The following is a 16,781-nucleotide window of genomic DNA, read 5'->3' as shown; positions in this document are numbered from 1 at the left end:
ATCCACTTCAATTTATTGGTGAATTCATATATTTATACCATCTCAAGGTTCTATTATTTAGTTACCAAGCTTCGGCAATCGACTCAGACACCCAAATATCTATAATTAAATAACTTCGTTCAAGCCAGCCTGTTCAAATAGCTCTGTTCGTTCTGTATTATCTAACCAAATCAAAAATCCTCTATCTACAATACTGAGTCGCCTGTTTGTTTGGTCATAGTCCATGATGATCGGCTTAATATCCTTATCAACCTGTAGAGAGGCTGTAGATTTGAGCGCTTGTGTCAGGTTCCCTGGGTTTAGATCGTCCCCTCTAGGATGCTCTGATTGAATTTTCTCTCGAAGATCTGCATATAGTATTCCATCGTCTAAGTCATCGGTATCTGCCTCCAATATCGGATATAGTATCCATTTGTACATTTCCAATTCCGTAGCTTGAAATCCGTCCGAAAACTGCCTAATAAACGCTCTATACCTCGCGCTTTGCTCATCTACAACTTGGTTAATTATATCTTTGGCATCAGTATCACTTGCCAATCTCTCAAGTTCCGGCTGTGTTTCTGATACATCTTCCTCAAGAGCGACGTTTCGACACGCCTCTTGAACAATGTATACACTGTCAAAACAATTGTTTATCAACTCGTCCTTAAAATCCAGATCATATTTCACATTGAGAATATTTTCCCCCTTCTCGATTACCCTTCTCAGTTGATTATGTTTCCACTCATCAGCGTTTACAGCGATGACTCTGCCAGTAAGATCACCGTTGTGTACAATCAGCCTGTTCTGTTCAAGCCAAACGCCAACTATAATAAAACAAAACGGTGATGCTTCGTGGAACGCTTTTAATGCCACAGCAAAATCTTTCTGTGTGTTTTCAGGCAAATAATGGAAATCTTCTAATACAATATACTTGTCAAACCCGATTTCTTTTAACGCCCTTATTACATCATTCACATCGGTTGGATCTAACTCAAGTTCTTTCGTTTCTGTCTCTGTAGATTCCGATTTTTCGCCTTCTACTGAAGAACTTGCACCGAAATGTGGGACTCCTGCTGACAGGCGGGCTTTGATTTTTTGTGTGCCAGATACCGTCTTCTTCTCTGATAATGTGATCTCGTATCCTGCCTGTTTAAGAATCGTCGAGTGTATATCTTTTAGCTCCCATTTATTACTACACTGAACGGTTATCTGTTCTTCCGAATCAATACAGTGTTTTCTAAGACATGTTTTTCCTTGCTTAGAACTCCCATACACTACTATATGCTTACCTCTAGACAAATCCTCATTTAATTTACCATCAACTGAGTCTCTTCCAACGTAATTCTTCGGCAGTTCTCTTGTAATACCAAATACATTATCGACAGACGTGATATCTTGACTCATTAGTTATATATCAGTCTATTCTGAGGTTATATAACATTTCGCCACTTTTCAGTTCGTTCTACTTCACCCACCGACCCACCCACCGGGTCGGCCTACTCCATCGCCTTCGGATGCCGCGGATACGGATACAACTCTACGTCGATCTCTCCCTCCAGATACTGCTCGCCTTCCGTCGTCAGCTCGACGAAATCTTGATCCTCGGTCAGAAACGCCACCAGATCGGCATCGGCCAGCACCCGACAACGATCTTGTACCTGCGCTTCCGTTGCATGAATACTGTCGCGGATAGCCATTTGTCTGGCTGTCGATACCGAGTCATCCCGAAGGTGTTCCAGTATTCGGTCATCGATACTCCGTTGCCAGCGGGCGGTCTTACGAATCGTCATGGTGAAGGGCGATTACACGTCGTTCGTTTCTGCATCTGCACTCGTCGATGGCTCCGTTGGGCCACTACCGTTGATATAGACGCCTTGCTCGGCGTCGTATTCTTCCTCGAAATACGCTTCCTTCCTCGGTGACCACGCAAGCATCGTTCCCGATTTCATGCAGTGATCTCTCTCCGGATGATCGTAATGTAGACAGCCACACTACACGCCGCGAAGTAGCAGTACCAAGTGTGTCATTGGTCTCATTTCACTGTCTCTGTGGTTCACTGCCTGCTATCCGGTCTCACAAAGCCAATCGCTTCCGAGACCCACCCTTGCAGTATTACAGTGAAGGGCAGACGACTACCAGTACCGTGTCAGCTTGCATGACCTGTCAGAGGCACGGCAACCCGACTTGGGGGGACGGCACCGGTTTCGTCCCCTTCACACGCATTGATTTCCCGGCAACACGTATGTAACAGTGACATTTTCACACTTGGCTACTGTTTTGAACATCTGGGTGAAACCCTGCGCTGTCATGGTCTCCGTTTGCTGGGACAGGGTGACGGCGATACTGTGTTTCGCTGCATAATCAGCTTCAGCCTCCAACTCCGGCGCTGTGCGTGAGCCCGTGCCTGACTCATGGCGACCGGCTACGCCTCCACGATATCGTCTTCCATGGCGGCGACCTCGGTGAGAATCGCTTCGATGTCGTCGTCGGGGACGCCGTTCTCTCGGAGCGCGGCTTCGAGGTGGGTCGCGACATTGGCGAACGCCCCTTCGGTGATTCCCATGCCCTCGTGGGCGGTTTGCATATCGTCGCCGTCGTAGTCGACTGGGCCGCCGGCGACGGCACTGATGAACTGCGCTTGATGGCTGCGGAGCTGGTCCATGTCGGTCGCTTCGAAGTACGGTTCGAGCACTGGGTCGTCGAGTACTCGGTCGTAGAAGTCCGAAACCACCGCCTCGACCGCGTCGCGACCGCCGATCCGCTCGAAAATGGACTGTGATGCCATTGTCAGGTGACAGGTAAGCGGCCGGCATGACAGTTGTGGAAAAACATATTCGGCATAGACCACCGCGTTGGTGCTCGGCTGCAATGGCTGGCCGTGGCATTCTGCAGCGCAACCGAAACGACTCTCGACGCATTACGGTCGCTGGCGACGAACCAGCAACACCGACAGCAGGCCGAGCGTCCCGAGCACGGTCCACTCCCCGTGGCGGTCCGTGACGGGCCGCGTGGTATCGGCGACGTGTCTGGGACCGTCACCGGCGGTGGTCGCTGTGGTCGCACTGCTATCGCCCGACGGCGCGAAATTCGTCCGCCGGCCGGTCGTATCTGCTGCGCCGCTTCGCCGCAGGTCGCGGTCCGTGAGTGTCTCGGCCGGGACCGACGGCGCGGTGCCAGTGACAGCCTGTCGAACAAACGCATTGAGTTCACCTCCGGCGACAGCCGACACCGTCTCGGCGAACAGCGCGAGGGTGATGTGGTCGTCGTGTCGGGTCAGTCTGTCGAGGACCGCTTCGAACGTTCGGGTGCCGTCAGTCGCTTGCCGGAGACGGGCGTCGATGGCCGCGACGACACGCGTTCCTTTGTGGTACTGTGCGCCCGGTCCGTCCCAGGTATCGGGCCGTGTCAGATCGGCGCTTTCGTGGCGCTCGGTCGTCACCCGCTCATGGAACTGGTCTGCATCGATGCCGCCCGCGCTGTACGTGAGGGCCGCGGTGTGGTAGTCCGCGCTTCCCTCGCTGAGCCAGTCCATCCCTGGCGCTGTTTCGAAGGTCTGTCGCGTGTGGCGGTATTCGTGGACCCAGACGTTGACCGGGGATCGGACGGGTTCGCCGGCGTTGACGATGACATCCGACGCGCCGTTCGACGGGGTGTACCCACCCGGTGCAAGTTCATTCGGCGCGACAAACACGCGGATGTGGTCGTGGTCCGTTCCGGCGGTTGAGGCACGTTTCGCATGGCTGATGGCGTCCAGAACGGCGGTTCGGTTGGGTCGCAGCTCCGAACCCGACGGGACAATGAGCGTGATCCGGTCGCCATCGACCGTTCTCGTTTCTGTCTCGTGGGGGCCGATGTAGGCGGCCGTACGCCCGGCGACACCGCTTTGCCCGGGCGCGAGTGCGAGCGATTCGTTCCATGTGGGCCGCGGCCCGACGCGCCAGCGCCAGTGGGCACGCAGTGACACCTCCTGTCTGGCAAGCAGCGTCCAGTTGCGGGTGTCGGCGGTCCGCTGGCCGAACGTCGTCGAGAGTCCGACTGGCACGGTGTAGGTCAGTCGTGCTCTCTCAGTAGCACCGCTGAGACGCCAGCGGTCGCCATCGGACTGGAGCCCGTCGGCCCGGAGGACTGTCGCTCCTCCCGGCGTCCGTACCGATAGTCCGGTGACGTACCGTGGTCGCTCAATCGTCGCGGTTACCCGGGCCTGACCGGTCTGGTTCGGCTCTCTGTCGATTGTGTACTGGACAGTAATCGAACTGTCGCGGTCGGCACTGCCCTGCGCTGGTGGCCCCGATTCGACACCGAGGGCGACCGGAGACGTGCAAACCAGAAGGAGACAGACCAGTCCTGCAAACAGCTGCGTTCTCATAGCTCTGGGTGTTGCCGAATGCTACGCGACAACCAGCGAGTGGCGGTAAAGTGTGTGCCGGTGAAAATCTCAAACGTAATAACAGGCTGTGCGCCTCGGACACGGGGTCGCAAGCGTTTTGCCAGCGGCCACGTTATCCCCTGATATGGCCGATTGTCCGCTCGCAGACGACTGTCCCGAATTCACCGAACGAATTCAGGGGATGGGCTGTACCCACTACGGCGACCGTGGCGGCGCCGAGTGGTGCAATCACTACAACCAGCCGATCTCGGAGCTCAAGAGCCAGCCGGTCAAGATGGGCGAGGAAGTCACTGTCGACGTCGAGGACATCCACGAGAGCGGTGCCGGTGTTGGTCGGACCGAGGACGGCTTCATCATCATGGTCGACGGCGTCCTCCCCCCGGCTCGCTCGCTGGTCAAGGTGACGAACGTCCACTCGAACCACGCCCGGGCTGAGGAAGTCGAGCGACTGGAGATGGACGAAGACCTCTCCGAGTCTGAAACCGAAGAAAACGACGCCGACGCTGACGAGACGGAGGACAATGCTGATGATGACGGCCGGCGTCTCGGGAGTCGGGACAACTTCTGGGGCAGCTAGGACACACCGGTTGGACAGTTTGCGAGCGGGACTTCTTTGAGCCAGTCGGTCCTTCCTGTGGATATGGACCTCGAACTCGATGGCAACGCAGCGCTGTGTACCGCCGCAACGAGCGGACTTGGACTTGCGAGCGCCGAAGCCCTCGCTGCGGACGGTGCCAACGTAGCGGTCTGTGGCCGGACGCCGGAACACGTCGACGAGGCACGGGACCGGCTCGAAGCGGTCGGCGACGGCGACGTGCTGGCCGTTGAGGCTGATATCACTGACCCCGACCAGGTCGAGGCACTTGTCGAGGAAACTGTCGACAGCTTCGGCAGCCTCGACCATGTCGTCACCAGCGCCGGCGGTCCGGCCCCTGGACCGTTCATGGAGACGACCGAGCGAGAGTGGTACAGCGCCTACGACCTGCTCGTGATGAGTGTTGTCTGGACCACCCGGGCCGCATACCCACACCTCAGGGACTCTGATGCTGGCACTATCGTCAATATCACCTCCCGCTCTGTCCGGGAAGCCATCGACGACCTAGTGCTTTCGAACGCTGTCCGCCGCGCTGTTATCGGCCTGATGAAGACACAGGCTAACGAGTTTGCGCCGGAAGTCCGCGTCAACGCCGTCCTCCCCGGCGCACACGAGACACCACGCATCGAGGAACTCGTCGAAGCAGCCGTCGAGCGGGGCGAGTACGCCTCATACCAGGAGGGCATCGAATCTTGGGCTGACGCCCCGCTGCAGCGTGTCGGCCGACCGGAAGAACTCGGGGACGTCGTCGCCTTCCTCTCCTCGCCCCGGTCCTCATACGTCACTGGAACGGCCCTGCCCGTTGACGGCGGGGCGATGCAGAGCTAATAGTTCCGGCCGTCGGCCCACTCAGAACCGCCCGACGTCCCGCAGTTCTGCGACCACTTCTCGGACCCGCTGGGCCTCGTCTTTCGGGACCACGAGCGTCCGGTCGTCGAATGACGCCACGACGAGGTCTTCGACGCCGACCGCGCTGACGTGGCCGTCGCTCGCCAGCACGTTCCCCTCGGCGTCGATAGTAGCTGCCTCGCCCAGCACCGCGTTTCCGTCTTGGCCGTCGAGGACGCGCTCGAAGGCATCCCACGACCCCAGGTCGTCCCAGTCCAGCGCCGCCGGAACGACGAAGGCGTTCTCGGCGTCTTCGAGTACAGCGTAATCGACACTCACCGGGTCGACGGCGTCGAATGCGGCGTCGTGGTCCCCGTCGTCGAGTCGCTCGACCATCGGTGCAAGCGGCGAGGACGCGGCAGCGGACAGGAGGGCTGTCGGCGTCCACGCGAACAGGCCAGCGTTCCAGTAGAATCCCTCCCGGACGTACTCCGTCGCGGTCTCCCGGTCGGGTTTCTCGTGGAACGTCTCGACCGGCGCGAAGCCGTTCTCGGACGGCCCTGGCTTGATGTAGCCGTAGCCGGTCGCCGGCCGGTCCGGTTCGATGCCGACGGTGACGAGCCCCTCGGTTTCCACTGCGGCCCGCGCGGCCGTCCGTGCGACTGTCTCAAACGGCCCTGAAATCCGGTGGTCGCTCGGGAGACACAGCAGCACACAGTCGCCGACCTGCTCGCGGATGCGGTGGGCCGCGTACGCCAGTGCCGGCCCGGTGTCTTTTGATTCCGGTTCGGTTAGGACCGCCGCATTTGGGACGCGCTCTCGGACCCCGTCGGCGAATGACTCCCGAGTCAGCACGTAGGTTTCGTCGGCGAACCCAACCCGACTGACAGTCTCGGCGAGTAGTGACTCCGCCTGCCCGAACGAGAGAAACTGTTTGGGGCGGTCGCTCCGACTTGCTGGATACAGGCGCGTGCCGGTTCCCCCGGCCAGGACGAGCGCGACAATTGGTCGCTCCATACTCGGGTTTTGCCCAGCCAGTGCTAAAGTGTTGTACTGGCGACCGAGGTGGAGACCAGCCGAACCCACTGCCGTCAGCGAGTTACCACGTTTCTATCGTCCCGTCCCTGATGTCTTCGACACAGCCCTGACAGTCCGGACTCTCTGCGTCGTAGCAGACTGGCCGCCGTTGCTCGTCCATCGACACCGCGCGGTACTCGGCGTGGCGGCGACAGACGATTCGGGCCCGCCCTTCCTCGTCTCTTGGCAGGCCGGCCTCTGCCGACCGCTTGCCGTTCTTGTAGGCCTTCTTCGCATCGGAGAGTTGCTGCTCGGCCGACCGCAAGGTATCCCGGATGAACCGTGCGAGTCGGTCGTCGTCGGCCATACTGACCGTTGTGCCCGGCCACAAATCAATCTTCTCGCGTGACTCTCACGACGTGACTCCAGGGGTCTGATATCCACATTCACTTTCACTCCGCTGGGCGAGTGTTTATAACCAAAGGCGACCAACCGTCGATTGTCTCCCAACGAAAACTAGGCGGAGACAGTGAAAGCCAATGACTGAGTCAGATTTGCGTACCCACGCGACAGAGATACACGAGCAGTTTTCCGACCAGCTAGAGATTGACGTCGACGACGTTGTCGACCGTCTCGATACGCTGGTGAACGATTATCAGGTCCCGATCAGTGAGGCACGCCGGAGCGTCGTCAACACGTACCTCGACGAGGCCGGCATGGACCGCGACCAACTAGGTGGCGGCGACGGCGGCGGCAACGAGCAGGTGGACGTTGCTGATGTCGACGCCCCCGAGGAGTGGGTCGACGTCCGCGCGACGGTCGTCGAACTCTGGGAGCCACGCGCCGATGCCGTCGCGCAGGTCGGCCTGCTGGGCGATGAAACGGGCACAATCAAGTTCACGAAGTGGTCGAAGTCCGACCTCCCGTCACTCGAAGAGGGCAAGTCCTACGCCTTGCGAAACGTCGTTACCGACGAGTACCAGGGTCGCTTCTCCGTGAAGCTCAACCGGACGACAACCATTGAGGAACTCGACGAGGCAATCGAAGTCGGCGACGACAGCGTCGAGGCCGACGGCGCGTTGGTCGACATCCAGTCGGGCTCCGGCCTCATCAAGCGCTGTCCGGAGGACGACTGCACGCGCGTCCTCCAGAACGGCCGCTGTAGCGAACACGGCGAGGTCGAAGGCGAGTTCGACCTCCGAATCAAGGGCGTCCTCGATGACGGCGAGGAGGTCACCGAGGTCATCTTCGACGAGGACGCGACCGAGGAGTTGACCGGCATCGCCCTCGAAGAGGCGAAGGAGATGGCGATGGACGCGCTCGACACCACCGTCGTCGCCGACGAGATGCGACAGAAAATCCTCGGCCGGTATTACCGCGTTCGCGGTCCGACCTTCGGCCGCTACTTGCTCGCCGATGAGCAGGAGCGACTGACCGGAGCCGTGGATGCAGACGAGATTCTCATCAAAGCGAGGTCGATCTAAATGGCGAGTACACCCACCCGCGAGGTCGCACGGCGCGTCTTCGCACGCGAGTTCAACGACGCAAGCTACACGTTCAAGGAATCCGACGACGACCGTGCGCCGGTGTACGTCCTCCTCCCGACCGGCCAGCGCGCTAACCGCGTGTTCCTGGTCGGCACCCTCACCGAGACCGAGGACGTCGGCGAGGACAGCGAGTACTGGCAGGGACGAGTCGTCGACCCCAACGGCGACACGTTCTTCATGTACGCCGGGCAGTACCAGCCTGACGCGGCGTCGATGCTGCGCGAACTGGAACCGCCGGCCTACGTCGCCGTCGTCGGCAAGCCACGCACCTACGAGACCGACGAGGGCGAAGTGAACGTCTCGATTCGCCCCGAGTCCATCTCGAAGGTCGACGAAGCAACGCGGGACCGCTGGGTCGTCGAAACGGCCGAGCGAACGCTTGACCGGGTCAAGCGGTACAAGGAAGCCGACATGGAGGACCCGGCCACTGACGAGTATATCTCGATGGCTGACGAGGAATACGAGCAACTGTCAATCGAGAACTATCGGCAGTCAGTCGTCGGCGCGCTGGAGAGTCTGCAGGACGAGCAGGCCGAAGCCAGCGCAGACTGACCGCGGCGCAGTCGTCTATTTTTTGCTGCTGGTGAGTGGTCCGCTGCTACGGCTCCAGTAGCTCGATTCGGTTCCCCTCTGGGTCGACGACGAACATGATAGTCGTCCCGCTTTCGGTCGTCTGCGGGCCGCTGAGTGTCTCAACGTCGTCGGGCAAGCGGTCGGCGACGGCGTTGAGGTCGTCGACTTCCAGCCCGGGATGGGTCGCCCCCGGCCGATTGAGGTCGGGGTCGGGCATTTCCTCGCCCTTGGGTTCGTAGGTCGCCAGTTCCAGACGCACGTTGCCGGCGTCGAGGTGGACCAGCTCGGCGCTGGCTCCCTCAATGTCGACAGCGCCTCCAAACGCCTCGTCACCGACGGAAAAGCGAGTCACTACGTCAAGCCCCAGAACGTCCCGGTAGAACTCGACCGCGCGGTCCAGATTGCTGACGATGATACCGAAGTGGTGGCCAGTTGCGTCGATGTCTGTCGCCATCTCTGCCGATACCGAGGTCGGCCGGCGGTTAAATCACAGCGGTTCGACTGCTGCCAGCGACGGTCACAAAGGAACAGGTCCGGTAGCGTCTGACAAACGATTAAATACGTTGCTGCTAAAACAGTACGTAACTATGGGCAACAAAAACAAGACTATCTCCTTTCGCGTCAGCGAGGACAAATTCGAAACCCTCCGCGAAATCGCTGAGGAGCGCGATATCTCGCTGTCCGCAGTTTTTCGTGACTACGTCGACACGCTCGTTTCCCACGACGGCCAGGTGAAAGTCGCGCCGGAACACGAGTTCGAGGACGACGCAACTGAGACCAGCACCGAGAGCTTCCCGCCGAAAGTCGAAGTTCCGAAGAGCTTCGTCCGCGAGCACGAACGGCTTGAACTCGAAGCCGAGCACCTCCGCGAACAACTGGAAGAACACAAGCGCTACGTCACCAAACTCCGCCAGCAACTCGACGAGATGGACCAGGACGAGGTCATTCACCTCGAAGACCTCGACCAGGGCGAAGAGGAGGACGCCTCCTATCGCATCGGCAGCTTTGACGACCTAGAGTAACCGCTGGCGCTTCTGTTGCACGTCTTCAGCCACGTCGTCGCGCCCATCGACGTCGGCCAGGGTTTCCACGGCTTCTAACGTTCTGACGGAGTTATCGAGGAACGACAGCACGTCGCCCGGATAGGCATACAGCATATAGTCGTCGCTCATCACGTCGACGATTGCGTCCGGCCCCATCCCTTGCTCGCGCAGCTCCAGCAGGTACGAGATGAACTTCCGTTCGGCACAGCCACAGTGAGGGTTGGCCTCACAGTCACAGTCCAGAAAGTCCTCGGCGAAATCGAGGACCCGCTCTCTGGAAGCTTCGTCGAGCTTTGCTAGCCCCTCGCCCTGAAAGAGAATATCCAGCGTCGCCCCCTTGAACGCCCCTTTCGGGAAACTCGTCTCTAACTGGGAGGCGAGTTGCTGGTGGTTCTTGACGTAGATCTTATCGGTGATGGCCACGCGTGCCAATCTGTACGCGTCGGCAGTGTAAAAGCATCCCGAAGCAGCCGATGGACTGGTCAGCGTCCGATATTCCACCGCTGTCACGCGCTCTCACGACCCACTGGTTTCCAGATTCGTAACGTATTTCTGTTCCAGCGGAATATCTACGTATGCTTCAGCAAGCGTGTCCGGGCTGGGGTAGTGGCATCCTTTAGCCTTGTGGTGGCTAAGAGGCGGGTTCAATTCCCGCGCCCGGACTCAGACTTTCTACGCGGCGATTTCGACACTCTCAGAATTCCGCAAATTTACATCTCCATTCTGCATCCATTTCTTTATGAAGTGTAAATAAACAGTACTTATCGATGGGAAACAACGATTGTCCCTCCTGTGACCGAACGTTTGACTCGAAGCGTGGACTTCGCGTTCACCACAGCAGCACTCACGGCGAACGTCTGCCAAACAGGGAGTGTGACCACTGTTCGGACCGATTTCATTCTGAATACGAGAAACGCTACTGCTCTGACGAGTGTCGCGACGCTGCGGTATCCTTTTCTGGGGCTGACAACCCAAATTACTCCGGCGCGAAAGCAGAAACGACCTGTGACAATTGCGGCACGGTTTTCGAGTACTATCCATCAGAAAAGAAGGGATGTTACTGCCCGGAGTGTGTCGAGAACGCTGAGTGGCGGCACAGCCGAGAGATTTCCGATGCGGCAAATCCAAACTGGAACGGCGGAAAGCTCAACTTTGACTGTTCCATCTGTGACAGCCCCGTTGAGCGATATCCGAGCGACGTGACTGGCGAAGTCGTCCTTTGCAGCCGCGACTGCCACGCTGCGTGGCTCTCCGAGGCGTTCACTGGTGACGGCAATCCGAACTGGCGCGGCGGTGGCGTCGGCGACTACGGGCCGGGATGGCGGGCAGTACGCGAGCTGGCTTTAGCGCGGGACGACCACGCCTGCGTGCTGTGTGGGACTGCTGCCGCCGAACTGGGGCGGAACCCGGATGTGCACCATATCGTGCCGGTCCGGCTGTTCGCCGCGATGCCGGCGCTGACGGTTCAAGACGCACACACGCTGGACAACGTCGTCTCGCTGTGTCCGGGCTGTCACCGTCGGGCGGAGTTCGGTCACGTCTCGCGGGCAGAATTGCGCTGGCGGGCTGGCATCCAGCGGCGGGACCCGTCTGCTGTCGGTGGTGTGACGGTGTAGTCGGACCGGAATTTACACAATCGGGCCCGCCGCCAGTATGCGTATGTCACCAACTGTCGACGAACTGCGGAACGAGATTCGCGAGGCTGTCGGACGGTACGAACGCCCGGTCTCGACTGCTTTTACCAAGGAAGCGCTGGCGGCGATCTGCGAGGCCGTCGGATATGACATCGACACGGACCGGCTACCATCGAAGCCACAGATGCGGGCGGGTATTCTCTGGAAAATCGGAGAACGGGACGATGATGACCCGGCGGACGCGGAGCAGCCCTTCCGCAAGGATGAACTCGAAGCGATTGCCACGGCGCTGTCCGACGAGTAACGAGGCGCTTCGCTGGTACTGGCTCGTTTGACTATCTCGACGCTGCCAGAATGCGGAAATATTTGCATCTCGACAGCGAACTAACTAGTATGGGACGCAACCGCTCCCCGACGTTCAAGAACAGGCAGGCTGCTGGACAGCGGCTGGGAGAGGCGTTGCGCGAGCGGGACATCGAAGCCGACATGGTCCTCGCGATACCGCGCGGTGGACTCCCGGTGGGGCGTCCCGTCGCCGACGCGCTAGGCGCGCCGCTGGACATTGCGGTCGCAAAGAAGATCGGCGCACCGAACAACCCCGAGTACGCCATCGGCGCCGTCGCCGCCGACGGGTCGGTCTGGCTCAACACCGATGTCATCGAGCGACGCGAGATACCCCGCGACTACGTTGCGAGCACACGAGCGGAGATGGCCGAAGCCGCCAAGCAGAAAGCCCAGCGCTACCGCGACTCGGAGTCGTCGCCGTCACTTACTGGTAAGCGGGTGTGCCTCGTCGACGACGGCGTGGCGACGGGCGCGACGGCGCGGGCCTGCATCGAGCAAATCCGACAGGCGGACCCCGAGCGGCTTGTGCTCGCGGTTCCGGTCGGCTCACCGTCGGCGATTTCGGACCTCGAAGCCCTAGTCGACGAGGTGGTCTGTCTGGAAGTCCCGTCGGCGTTCCGCGCCGTCGGCCAGTACTACGAGCAGTTCGACCAGGTCTCCGACGAGGCAGCGATGTCGTATCTGGCCGAGAAGTGATTCAGCGCTCTATTCTGGACTCGGGCCGGACAGTTTCGGTCTCCGTCTCGCCGATGGGGGTAAAGTCGCCACTGGACTTGATAATCGAGAGCGCCGTCATGATATCTGTCCGGGTGAGCAGCCCCTCGAAGGAGTCGTCCTCGTCAGTGACGAGCAAGCGACCGACGGAGTTCTGCTGAAGTGAAGTCAGCGCGTCCATCACGTCGGTGTCCGGGCTGATTGTGATGATCTCCGTCGTCATCACGTCGCCGACGGTGTAGGCATCGCGCTCGACCTCCTGCACGGCGCGGGCGTCTTCGAGCGTGACGAGGCCGACGACCTCGCCGCTGCGCTTGACCGGATAGCCGGTGTGGCGCTCCCTGAACATCGTCTGGATGAGCTCACGGACAGACATGTCTTCGGGGACCGTCGTCACGTGGTCCGCCGGCGTCATCACGTCTGCGACGGTGACGCCCTCGAACGCGGCCCGCATTGAGGTCTGCCGGGACTCGCCCGCCGCGCCGATGTAGATGAAGAAGGCCAGGCCGGCGAGGAAGATATTTCCGAGGACGAAGATGCCAAAGAGGCCGAGGAAGACGGCGAATATCTTCCCGACCTCGGCGGCGATGGTTGTGGCTCTGGCGTAGGACCGGCGGCGGGCGAGCAGCGCACGAAGGACGCGGCCGCCGTCCATCGGGAACCCCGGCAGCATGTTGAACGCCGCCAGCGCGATGTTCATCAGCGCGAGATAGCCGAGGATGAACCGGGCCGATTCGATAGGCGTCGCCGCACCGCTCGGGAGAATCTGGAACGCGACAAAACAGACACCGCCGACGGCAATGCTGACGATAGGGCCGGCGATGGCGATGACCAGTTCCTGTTTCCAGTCTTCGGGCATCTCGCTGAGCTGGGCGATGCCGCCGAACAGCCAGAGCGTGATGGAATCGATGGGGAAGCCATAGCGGATGGCTACGAGGGAGTGGCCGAGCTCGTGGAGGACGACGCCGGTGAACAGGCCGACCGCCGCACCGATGCCGAGCACCCAGACGAGTGCGCCGTCAGTAAGGACGGCCGCATCCAGCCCGGCGTTCAGTGTCCCATTCAACAGCTCGGTCGTCTGTTCGATCTGTGTCCCGATAATCCAGGCGAACAGCGGTAGCACGAGGAGAAACGTCAGGTCCAACTGGATGGGGATTCCGAACGCGCTTCCGATACGAAACCGGCGCATACCCGTCGCTTGTCGGGGGACGGTCTTAAGCCCCCTTGGCGTGATTGCGGAGGTCACCGTCCCCGGTACGCCTTTGCGGTGCGCCCGCGATGGACCGCACATGAGCGACCCACTGATTCGCCGCGCGGACGACATTGAGTACGAGGCCGTCGACGCAGCTGATGGGCTGGAAAAGGGCGTTCTCATCGGCGAGGAGAGCGGCGGCGGCAACCTCGCAATCCGTCGCTTCACGCTCGCCCCCGGCGGCAGCGTGCCGAAACACACCAACGACATCGAACACGAGCAGTACGTCCTTGCCGGCCGGTACACCGTCGGCATTGAGGGCGAGGAGTACGAAGTCGAGGCCGGCGACAGCCTCCATATCCCCGCCGGCACCGTCCACTGGTACCGCAACGACGGTGACGAACCGGGCGCGTTCCTCTGTGCGGTTCCCGCTGGCGATGACGAAATCAAACTGCAGGAATAGTTGCTATCAACAGTCTCACGGGAATAGCAACAGCTGAGCGGCAAAAACCCCGTTCTCGGCCGACTACCCAATCCAAGCGGGTGGGACTGAAAGGGGCCGAGCGCCGCGAGGGCGAACACAGTGAGCCCTCGTAGCGCGTGAACGGGGAACGAAGTGACCCGTGAACGGAGGGCGAGTCTGACGACTGTAGCACCGCAGGAACGACTGGCGGGAGTGACGAGGTGCGCACGGAGTCAGACGAGTCGTCCGCGAGGGGGCTTTCTGGCGCTTCAAGTCATCGGCACCAACACCAGCAACACTCACACCTAGTCCGAACCGCTCAAGTAGCGCAGTCGCCACTAGATAATTGTGTCACAGCAGGCCGCACAGGTAGAGGCCCTGTTCCTCCACGAACACGGCGAGGAGTTCCGCGTCGCCGCCCACCGGGACGGCGAGCGGCTCTTCCACGGCATCCTCGAACTGAAAGAGACCGACGCCGGCCCCCGCCCGCGTCGGCTCCGCGTCAAGGACGGGACCAGTGAGGAGCTTCGCTCGCCCGACCAGTTCGTCGACCTTGCCCGCCGCGCGGCCCGCATTCGCATTTCAGAACAGACCGCCCCGCTCGCCCGCGACCGCGTCCGCGAGATGCTCGATGCGTATCAGGTTGAGGCCAAGGTCGTCCGGACCTGTCGGCTGTGTGCCTCCGACGGGCGTTACTCGCCGATTACCAGCGAGACCGCTATCGAGACCGACGACGAAACCATCTGCCCGGAGTGCGCTCGCCAGCAACTCGACCGCGAACTCGCGTTCAAAGGAAGTATCAGCGGTGACGCCCGCGACCGGCTCGAAGAACTGCTGCTCGAAGTACAGGACCTCGACCGGGTGACGAACCTCCTGTCGGGCCAGCTGGACCCTGACCTGACGAAGTTCGACGAAATCTCGGCCACCGTCGACGAGGTCGACCCCGTTCGCGTCGATTCGCTGGACCTCCACCCCGGGATGCAGGAGCACCTCGAATCCCGGTTCGACACGCTGTTGCCGGTCCAAAGTCTCGCCGTCGAGCACGGAGCGACGGCGGGCCGCGACCAGCTGGTCGTGAGCGCAACGGCGACGGGGAAGACGCTTATCGGCGAGATGGCCGGCATCGACCGTGTCCTGAACAACAAGGGCACGATGCTGTTTCTCGTCCCGCTGGTCGCGCTTGCAAACCAGAAATACGAGCAGTTTCAGGACCGCTACGGCGACATGGTCGACGTGTCACTACGCGTGGGCGCGAGCCGCATCGCCGACGAGGGTGGGCGCTTCGACCCCGAAGCCGATGTTATTGTCGGGACCTACGAAGGCATCGACCACGCGCTCCGGACCGGCAAGGACCTCGGCACTGTCGGGACCGTCGTCATCGACGAGGTCCACACGCTCGGTGAAGACGAGCGGGGCCACCGGCTCGACGGCCTGATCTCCAGACTCAAATACTACTGCGAGTCCGGTGGCGCACCGGATAGCGGCGACACGCAGTGGATATATCTCTCGGCAACGGTCGGCAACCCCGGCCAGCTGGCCGACCAGCTCCGGGCGACGCTCATCGAGTTCGAGGAGCGACCGGTCCCAATCGAGCGCCACGTCACGTTCGCCGACGGCCGCGAGAAAATCGAGACCGAAAAGAAGCTCGTCAAGCGGGCCTTCGACAACAAATCCAGCAAAGGCTATCGCGGCCAGACCATTATCTTCACCAACTCCCGGCGGCGCTGTCACCAGATTTCACGGAAACTGGAGTACAGTTCCGCGCCGTACCACGCTGGCTTGGACAACCGGAAGCGCCAGCGCGTCGAGCGGCAGTTCGCCGACCAGGACCTTGCGGCGGTCGTGACGACGGCGGCGCTGGCCGCGGGGGTTGACTTCCCCGCCTCGCAGGTTATCTTCGATTCGCTGGCAATGGGTATCGAGTGGCTCACCGTTCAGGAGTTCAGCCAGATGCTTGGCCGGGCCGGCCGCCCGGACTACCACGACAAGGGCACTGTCTACATGCTGGTCGAGCCTGACTGTTCGTACCACAACAGCATGGAGATGACCGAGGACGAAGTGGCGTTCAAGCTGCTGAAAGGCGAGATGGAGCCAGTCATCACCCGCTACGACGAGGGTGCAGCCGTCGAAGAGACGCTGGCCAACGTCACCGTCGCCGGCAAGCAGGCCAAGCGGCTCAACGACCGGATGGTCGGCGAGGTACCGACGAAACACGCGCTGGGGAAACTCCTCGAATACGAGTTTATCGACGGCCTCTCGCCGACGCCACTTGGCCGGGCTGTGACCCGGCACTTCCTCGCGCCCGACGAATCATTCCAGTTGCTCGACGGCATCCGCAAGGGACAACATCCCTACGAAATCGTCGCCGACATGGAACTGCGCGACGAGCACTGAGTCGCTTTCGCCCCACAGACCTGTCGGCCGAGTATCCTTTCGGCGTACATTCTTGTAGCGGCACGTA

At 60.6% G+C, this 16,781-nt stretch carries 20 protein-coding genes; 10 read left to right on the top strand and 10 right to left on the bottom strand.

Annotated elements, in window-relative coordinates:
- Positions 1-105 precede the first annotated feature (105 nt).
- The 5 genes from AV059_RS07435 to AV059_RS07420 form a co-directional block, all read right to left on the bottom strand.
- Positions 106-1,386 (bottom strand): hypothetical protein, encoded by a 1,281-nt coding sequence (locus tag AV059_RS07435; protein ID WP_058993526.1) that lies wholly within the window; start codon positions 1,384-1,386, stop codon positions 106-108.
- 92 nt (positions 1,387-1,478) lie between these two features.
- A complete protein-coding gene (locus tag AV059_RS07430; RefSeq protein ID WP_058993524.1) occupies positions 1,479-1,772 on the bottom strand; it encodes a hypothetical protein in 294 nt (97 codons plus the stop codon).
- Between the two features lie 12 nt (positions 1,773-1,784).
- Positions 1,785-1,931, bottom strand: coding sequence for a hypothetical protein (locus AV059_RS22020; protein WP_228841764.1), 147 nt, complete (start codon positions 1,929-1,931; stop codon positions 1,785-1,787).
- A gap of 473 nt (positions 1,932-2,404) precedes the next feature.
- Positions 2,405-2,767, bottom strand: a complete 363-nt coding sequence (locus tag AV059_RS07425; protein WP_058993523.1) for a group 1 truncated hemoglobin — start codon at positions 2,765-2,767, stop codon at positions 2,405-2,407.
- 132 nt (positions 2,768-2,899) lie between these two features.
- Positions 2,900-4,348 (bottom strand): hypothetical protein, encoded by a 1,449-nt coding sequence (locus AV059_RS07420; RefSeq protein WP_058993521.1) that lies wholly within the window; start codon positions 4,346-4,348, stop codon positions 2,900-2,902.
- 145 nt (positions 4,349-4,493) lie between these two features.
- Here AV059_RS07420 and AV059_RS07415 point away from each other — a divergent pair, with 145 nt between their 5' ends.
- Together AV059_RS07415 and AV059_RS07410 are read left to right on the top strand one after the other, a co-directional pair.
- Positions 4,494-4,946, top strand: coding sequence for a TRAM domain-containing protein (locus AV059_RS07415; protein ID WP_058993518.1), 453 nt, complete (start codon positions 4,494-4,496; stop codon positions 4,944-4,946).
- A 63-nt stretch (positions 4,947-5,009) separates the two neighbouring features.
- A complete protein-coding gene (locus AV059_RS07410; RefSeq protein ID WP_058993517.1) occupies positions 5,010-5,792 on the top strand; it encodes an SDR family oxidoreductase in 783 nt (260 codons plus the stop codon).
- Positions 5,793-5,813: 21 nt separating this feature from the next.
- Here the strand turns inward: AV059_RS07410 and AV059_RS07405 are convergent, their stop codons facing one another.
- Together AV059_RS07405 and AV059_RS07400 are read right to left on the bottom strand one after the other, a co-directional pair.
- Complete coding sequence (locus AV059_RS07405; protein ID WP_058993515.1) at positions 5,814-6,809, bottom strand: mannose-1-phosphate guanylyltransferase; 996 nt, start codon at positions 6,807-6,809, stop codon at positions 5,814-5,816.
- Positions 6,810-6,891: 82 nt separating this feature from the next.
- Positions 6,892-7,176 (bottom strand): hypothetical protein, encoded by a 285-nt coding sequence (locus AV059_RS07400; protein ID WP_004960042.1) that lies wholly within the window; start codon positions 7,174-7,176, stop codon positions 6,892-6,894.
- Positions 7,177-7,348: 172 nt separating this feature from the next.
- On the opposite strand from AV059_RS07400, the gene AV059_RS07395 reads away from it, so the two are divergent.
- On the top strand, positions 7,349-8,293 hold the full coding sequence (locus AV059_RS07395; RefSeq protein WP_058993513.1) for a replication factor A: 945 nt from the start codon (positions 7,349-7,351) through the stop codon (positions 8,291-8,293).
- On the top strand, positions 8,294-8,908 hold the full coding sequence (locus AV059_RS07390) for an RPA family protein (RefSeq protein WP_014039067.1): 615 nt from the start codon (positions 8,294-8,296) through the stop codon (positions 8,906-8,908).
- A gap of 46 nt (positions 8,909-8,954) precedes the next feature.
- Here the strand turns inward: AV059_RS07390 and AV059_RS07385 are convergent, their stop codons facing one another.
- Positions 8,955-9,383 carry a VOC family protein gene (locus AV059_RS07385; RefSeq protein ID WP_058993510.1) on the bottom strand — a complete coding sequence of 143 codons (429 nt, stop codon included), beginning with the start codon at positions 9,381-9,383 and terminating at the stop codon, positions 8,955-8,957.
- A gap of 133 nt (positions 9,384-9,516) precedes the next feature.
- On the opposite strand from AV059_RS07385, the gene AV059_RS07380 reads away from it, so the two are divergent.
- Positions 9,517-9,951 carry a CopG family transcriptional regulator gene (locus tag AV059_RS07380; protein ID WP_004515935.1) on the top strand — a complete coding sequence of 145 codons (435 nt, stop codon included), beginning with the start codon at positions 9,517-9,519 and terminating at the stop codon, positions 9,949-9,951.
- On the opposite strand, the gene AV059_RS07375 is transcribed toward AV059_RS07380, so the two are convergent.
- Complete coding sequence (locus tag AV059_RS07375; protein WP_004590290.1) at positions 9,943-10,395, bottom strand: DUF5814 domain-containing protein; 453 nt, start codon at positions 10,393-10,395, stop codon at positions 9,943-9,945. The genes AV059_RS07380 and AV059_RS07375 overlap by 9 nt on opposite strands.
- 344 nt (positions 10,396-10,739) lie before the next feature.
- On the opposite strand from AV059_RS07375, the gene AV059_RS07365 reads away from it, so the two are divergent.
- From AV059_RS07365 to AV059_RS07355, 3 genes are all read left to right on the top strand, one after another.
- The gene (locus AV059_RS07365) at positions 10,740-11,588 is read left to right on the top strand and encodes an HNH endonuclease (RefSeq protein WP_058993508.1); all 849 of its coding nucleotides are present in this window, start codon (positions 10,740-10,742) and stop codon (positions 11,586-11,588) included.
- Between the two features lie 43 nt (positions 11,589-11,631).
- Complete coding sequence (locus tag AV059_RS07360; RefSeq protein WP_058993506.1) at positions 11,632-11,910, top strand: hypothetical protein; 279 nt, start codon at positions 11,632-11,634, stop codon at positions 11,908-11,910.
- Between the two features lie 89 nt (positions 11,911-11,999).
- Positions 12,000-12,647 (top strand): phosphoribosyltransferase, encoded by a 648-nt coding sequence (locus AV059_RS07355; RefSeq protein ID WP_058993504.1) that lies wholly within the window; start codon positions 12,000-12,002, stop codon positions 12,645-12,647.
- A 1-nt stretch (position 12,648) separates the two neighbouring features.
- Here the strand turns inward: AV059_RS07355 and AV059_RS07350 are convergent, their stop codons facing one another.
- The gene (locus AV059_RS07350) at positions 12,649-13,854 is read right to left on the bottom strand and encodes a CBS domain-containing protein (protein ID WP_058993502.1); all 1,206 of its coding nucleotides are present in this window, start codon (positions 13,852-13,854) and stop codon (positions 12,649-12,651) included.
- Between the two features lie 100 nt (positions 13,855-13,954).
- Between AV059_RS07350 and AV059_RS07345 the strand changes: the two genes are divergently transcribed.
- Both AV059_RS07345 and AV059_RS07340 read left to right on the top strand, forming a co-directional pair.
- Entirely contained in the window at positions 13,955-14,320 is a 366-nt protein-coding gene (locus AV059_RS07345) for a cupin domain-containing protein (RefSeq protein WP_058993500.1), read from the top strand.
- A 348-nt stretch (positions 14,321-14,668) separates the two neighbouring features.
- On the top strand, positions 14,669-16,714 hold the full coding sequence (locus AV059_RS07340) for a DEAD/DEAH box helicase (RefSeq protein ID WP_058993497.1): 2,046 nt from the start codon (positions 14,669-14,671) through the stop codon (positions 16,712-16,714).
- Positions 16,715-16,781 lie beyond the last annotated feature (67 nt).

Source organism: Haloarcula sp. CBA1127, from assembly GCF_001485575.1.
Taxonomy (GTDB): Archaea; Halobacteriota; Halobacteria; order Halobacteriales; family Haloarculaceae; genus Haloarcula.
The sequence above is the reverse complement of the archived record's forward strand: the minus strand, read 5'-3'. Positions and strand labels throughout refer to the sequence as shown.

Bases quoted from the DNA above. Each gene is read 5' to 3' on its own strand.
- AV059_RS07365 (WP_058993508.1), top strand. From the start codon at position 10,740: ATGGGAAACAACGATTGTCCCTCCTGTGACCGAACGTTTGACTCGAAG.
- AV059_RS07345 (WP_058993500.1), top strand. From the start codon at position 13,955: ATGAGCGACCCACTGATTCGCCGCGCGGACGACATTGAGTACGAGGCC.
- AV059_RS07400 (WP_004960042.1), bottom strand. From the start codon at position 7,176: ATGGCCGACGACGACCGACTCGCACGGTTCATCCGGGATACCTTGCGG.
- AV059_RS07380 (WP_004515935.1), top strand. From the start codon at position 9,517: ATGGGCAACAAAAACAAGACTATCTCCTTTCGCGTCAGCGAGGACAAA.
- AV059_RS07435 (WP_058993526.1), bottom strand. From the start codon at position 1,386: ATGAGTCAAGATATCACGTCTGTCGATAATGTATTTGGTATTACAAGA.
- AV059_RS22020 (WP_228841764.1), bottom strand. From the start codon at position 1,931: ATGAAATCGGGAACGATGCTTGCGTGGTCACCGAGGAAGGAAGCGTAT.
- AV059_RS07360 (WP_058993506.1), top strand. From the start codon at position 11,632: ATGTCACCAACTGTCGACGAACTGCGGAACGAGATTCGCGAGGCTGTC.
- AV059_RS07390 (WP_014039067.1), top strand. From the start codon at position 8,294: ATGGCGAGTACACCCACCCGCGAGGTCGCACGGCGCGTCTTCGCACGC.
- AV059_RS07430 (WP_058993524.1), bottom strand. From the start codon at position 1,772: ATGACGATTCGTAAGACCGCCCGCTGGCAACGGAGTATCGATGACCGA.
- AV059_RS07350 (WP_058993502.1), bottom strand. From the start codon at position 13,854: ATGCGCCGGTTTCGTATCGGAAGCGCGTTCGGAATCCCCATCCAGTTG.
- AV059_RS07420 (WP_058993521.1), bottom strand. From the start codon at position 4,348: ATGAGAACGCAGCTGTTTGCAGGACTGGTCTGTCTCCTTCTGGTTTGC.
- AV059_RS07405 (WP_058993515.1), bottom strand. From the start codon at position 6,809: ATGGAGCGACCAATTGTCGCGCTCGTCCTGGCCGGGGGAACCGGCACG.
- AV059_RS07410 (WP_058993517.1), top strand. From the start codon at position 5,010: ATGGACCTCGAACTCGATGGCAACGCAGCGCTGTGTACCGCCGCAACG.
- AV059_RS07415 (WP_058993518.1), top strand. From the start codon at position 4,494: ATGGCCGATTGTCCGCTCGCAGACGACTGTCCCGAATTCACCGAACGA.
- AV059_RS07425 (WP_058993523.1), bottom strand. From the start codon at position 2,767: ATGGCATCACAGTCCATTTTCGAGCGGATCGGCGGTCGCGACGCGGTC.
- AV059_RS07395 (WP_058993513.1), top strand. From the start codon at position 7,349: ATGACTGAGTCAGATTTGCGTACCCACGCGACAGAGATACACGAGCAG.
- AV059_RS07385 (WP_058993510.1), bottom strand. From the start codon at position 9,383: ATGGCGACAGACATCGACGCAACTGGCCACCACTTCGGTATCATCGTC.
- AV059_RS07355 (WP_058993504.1), top strand. From the start codon at position 12,000: ATGGGACGCAACCGCTCCCCGACGTTCAAGAACAGGCAGGCTGCTGGA.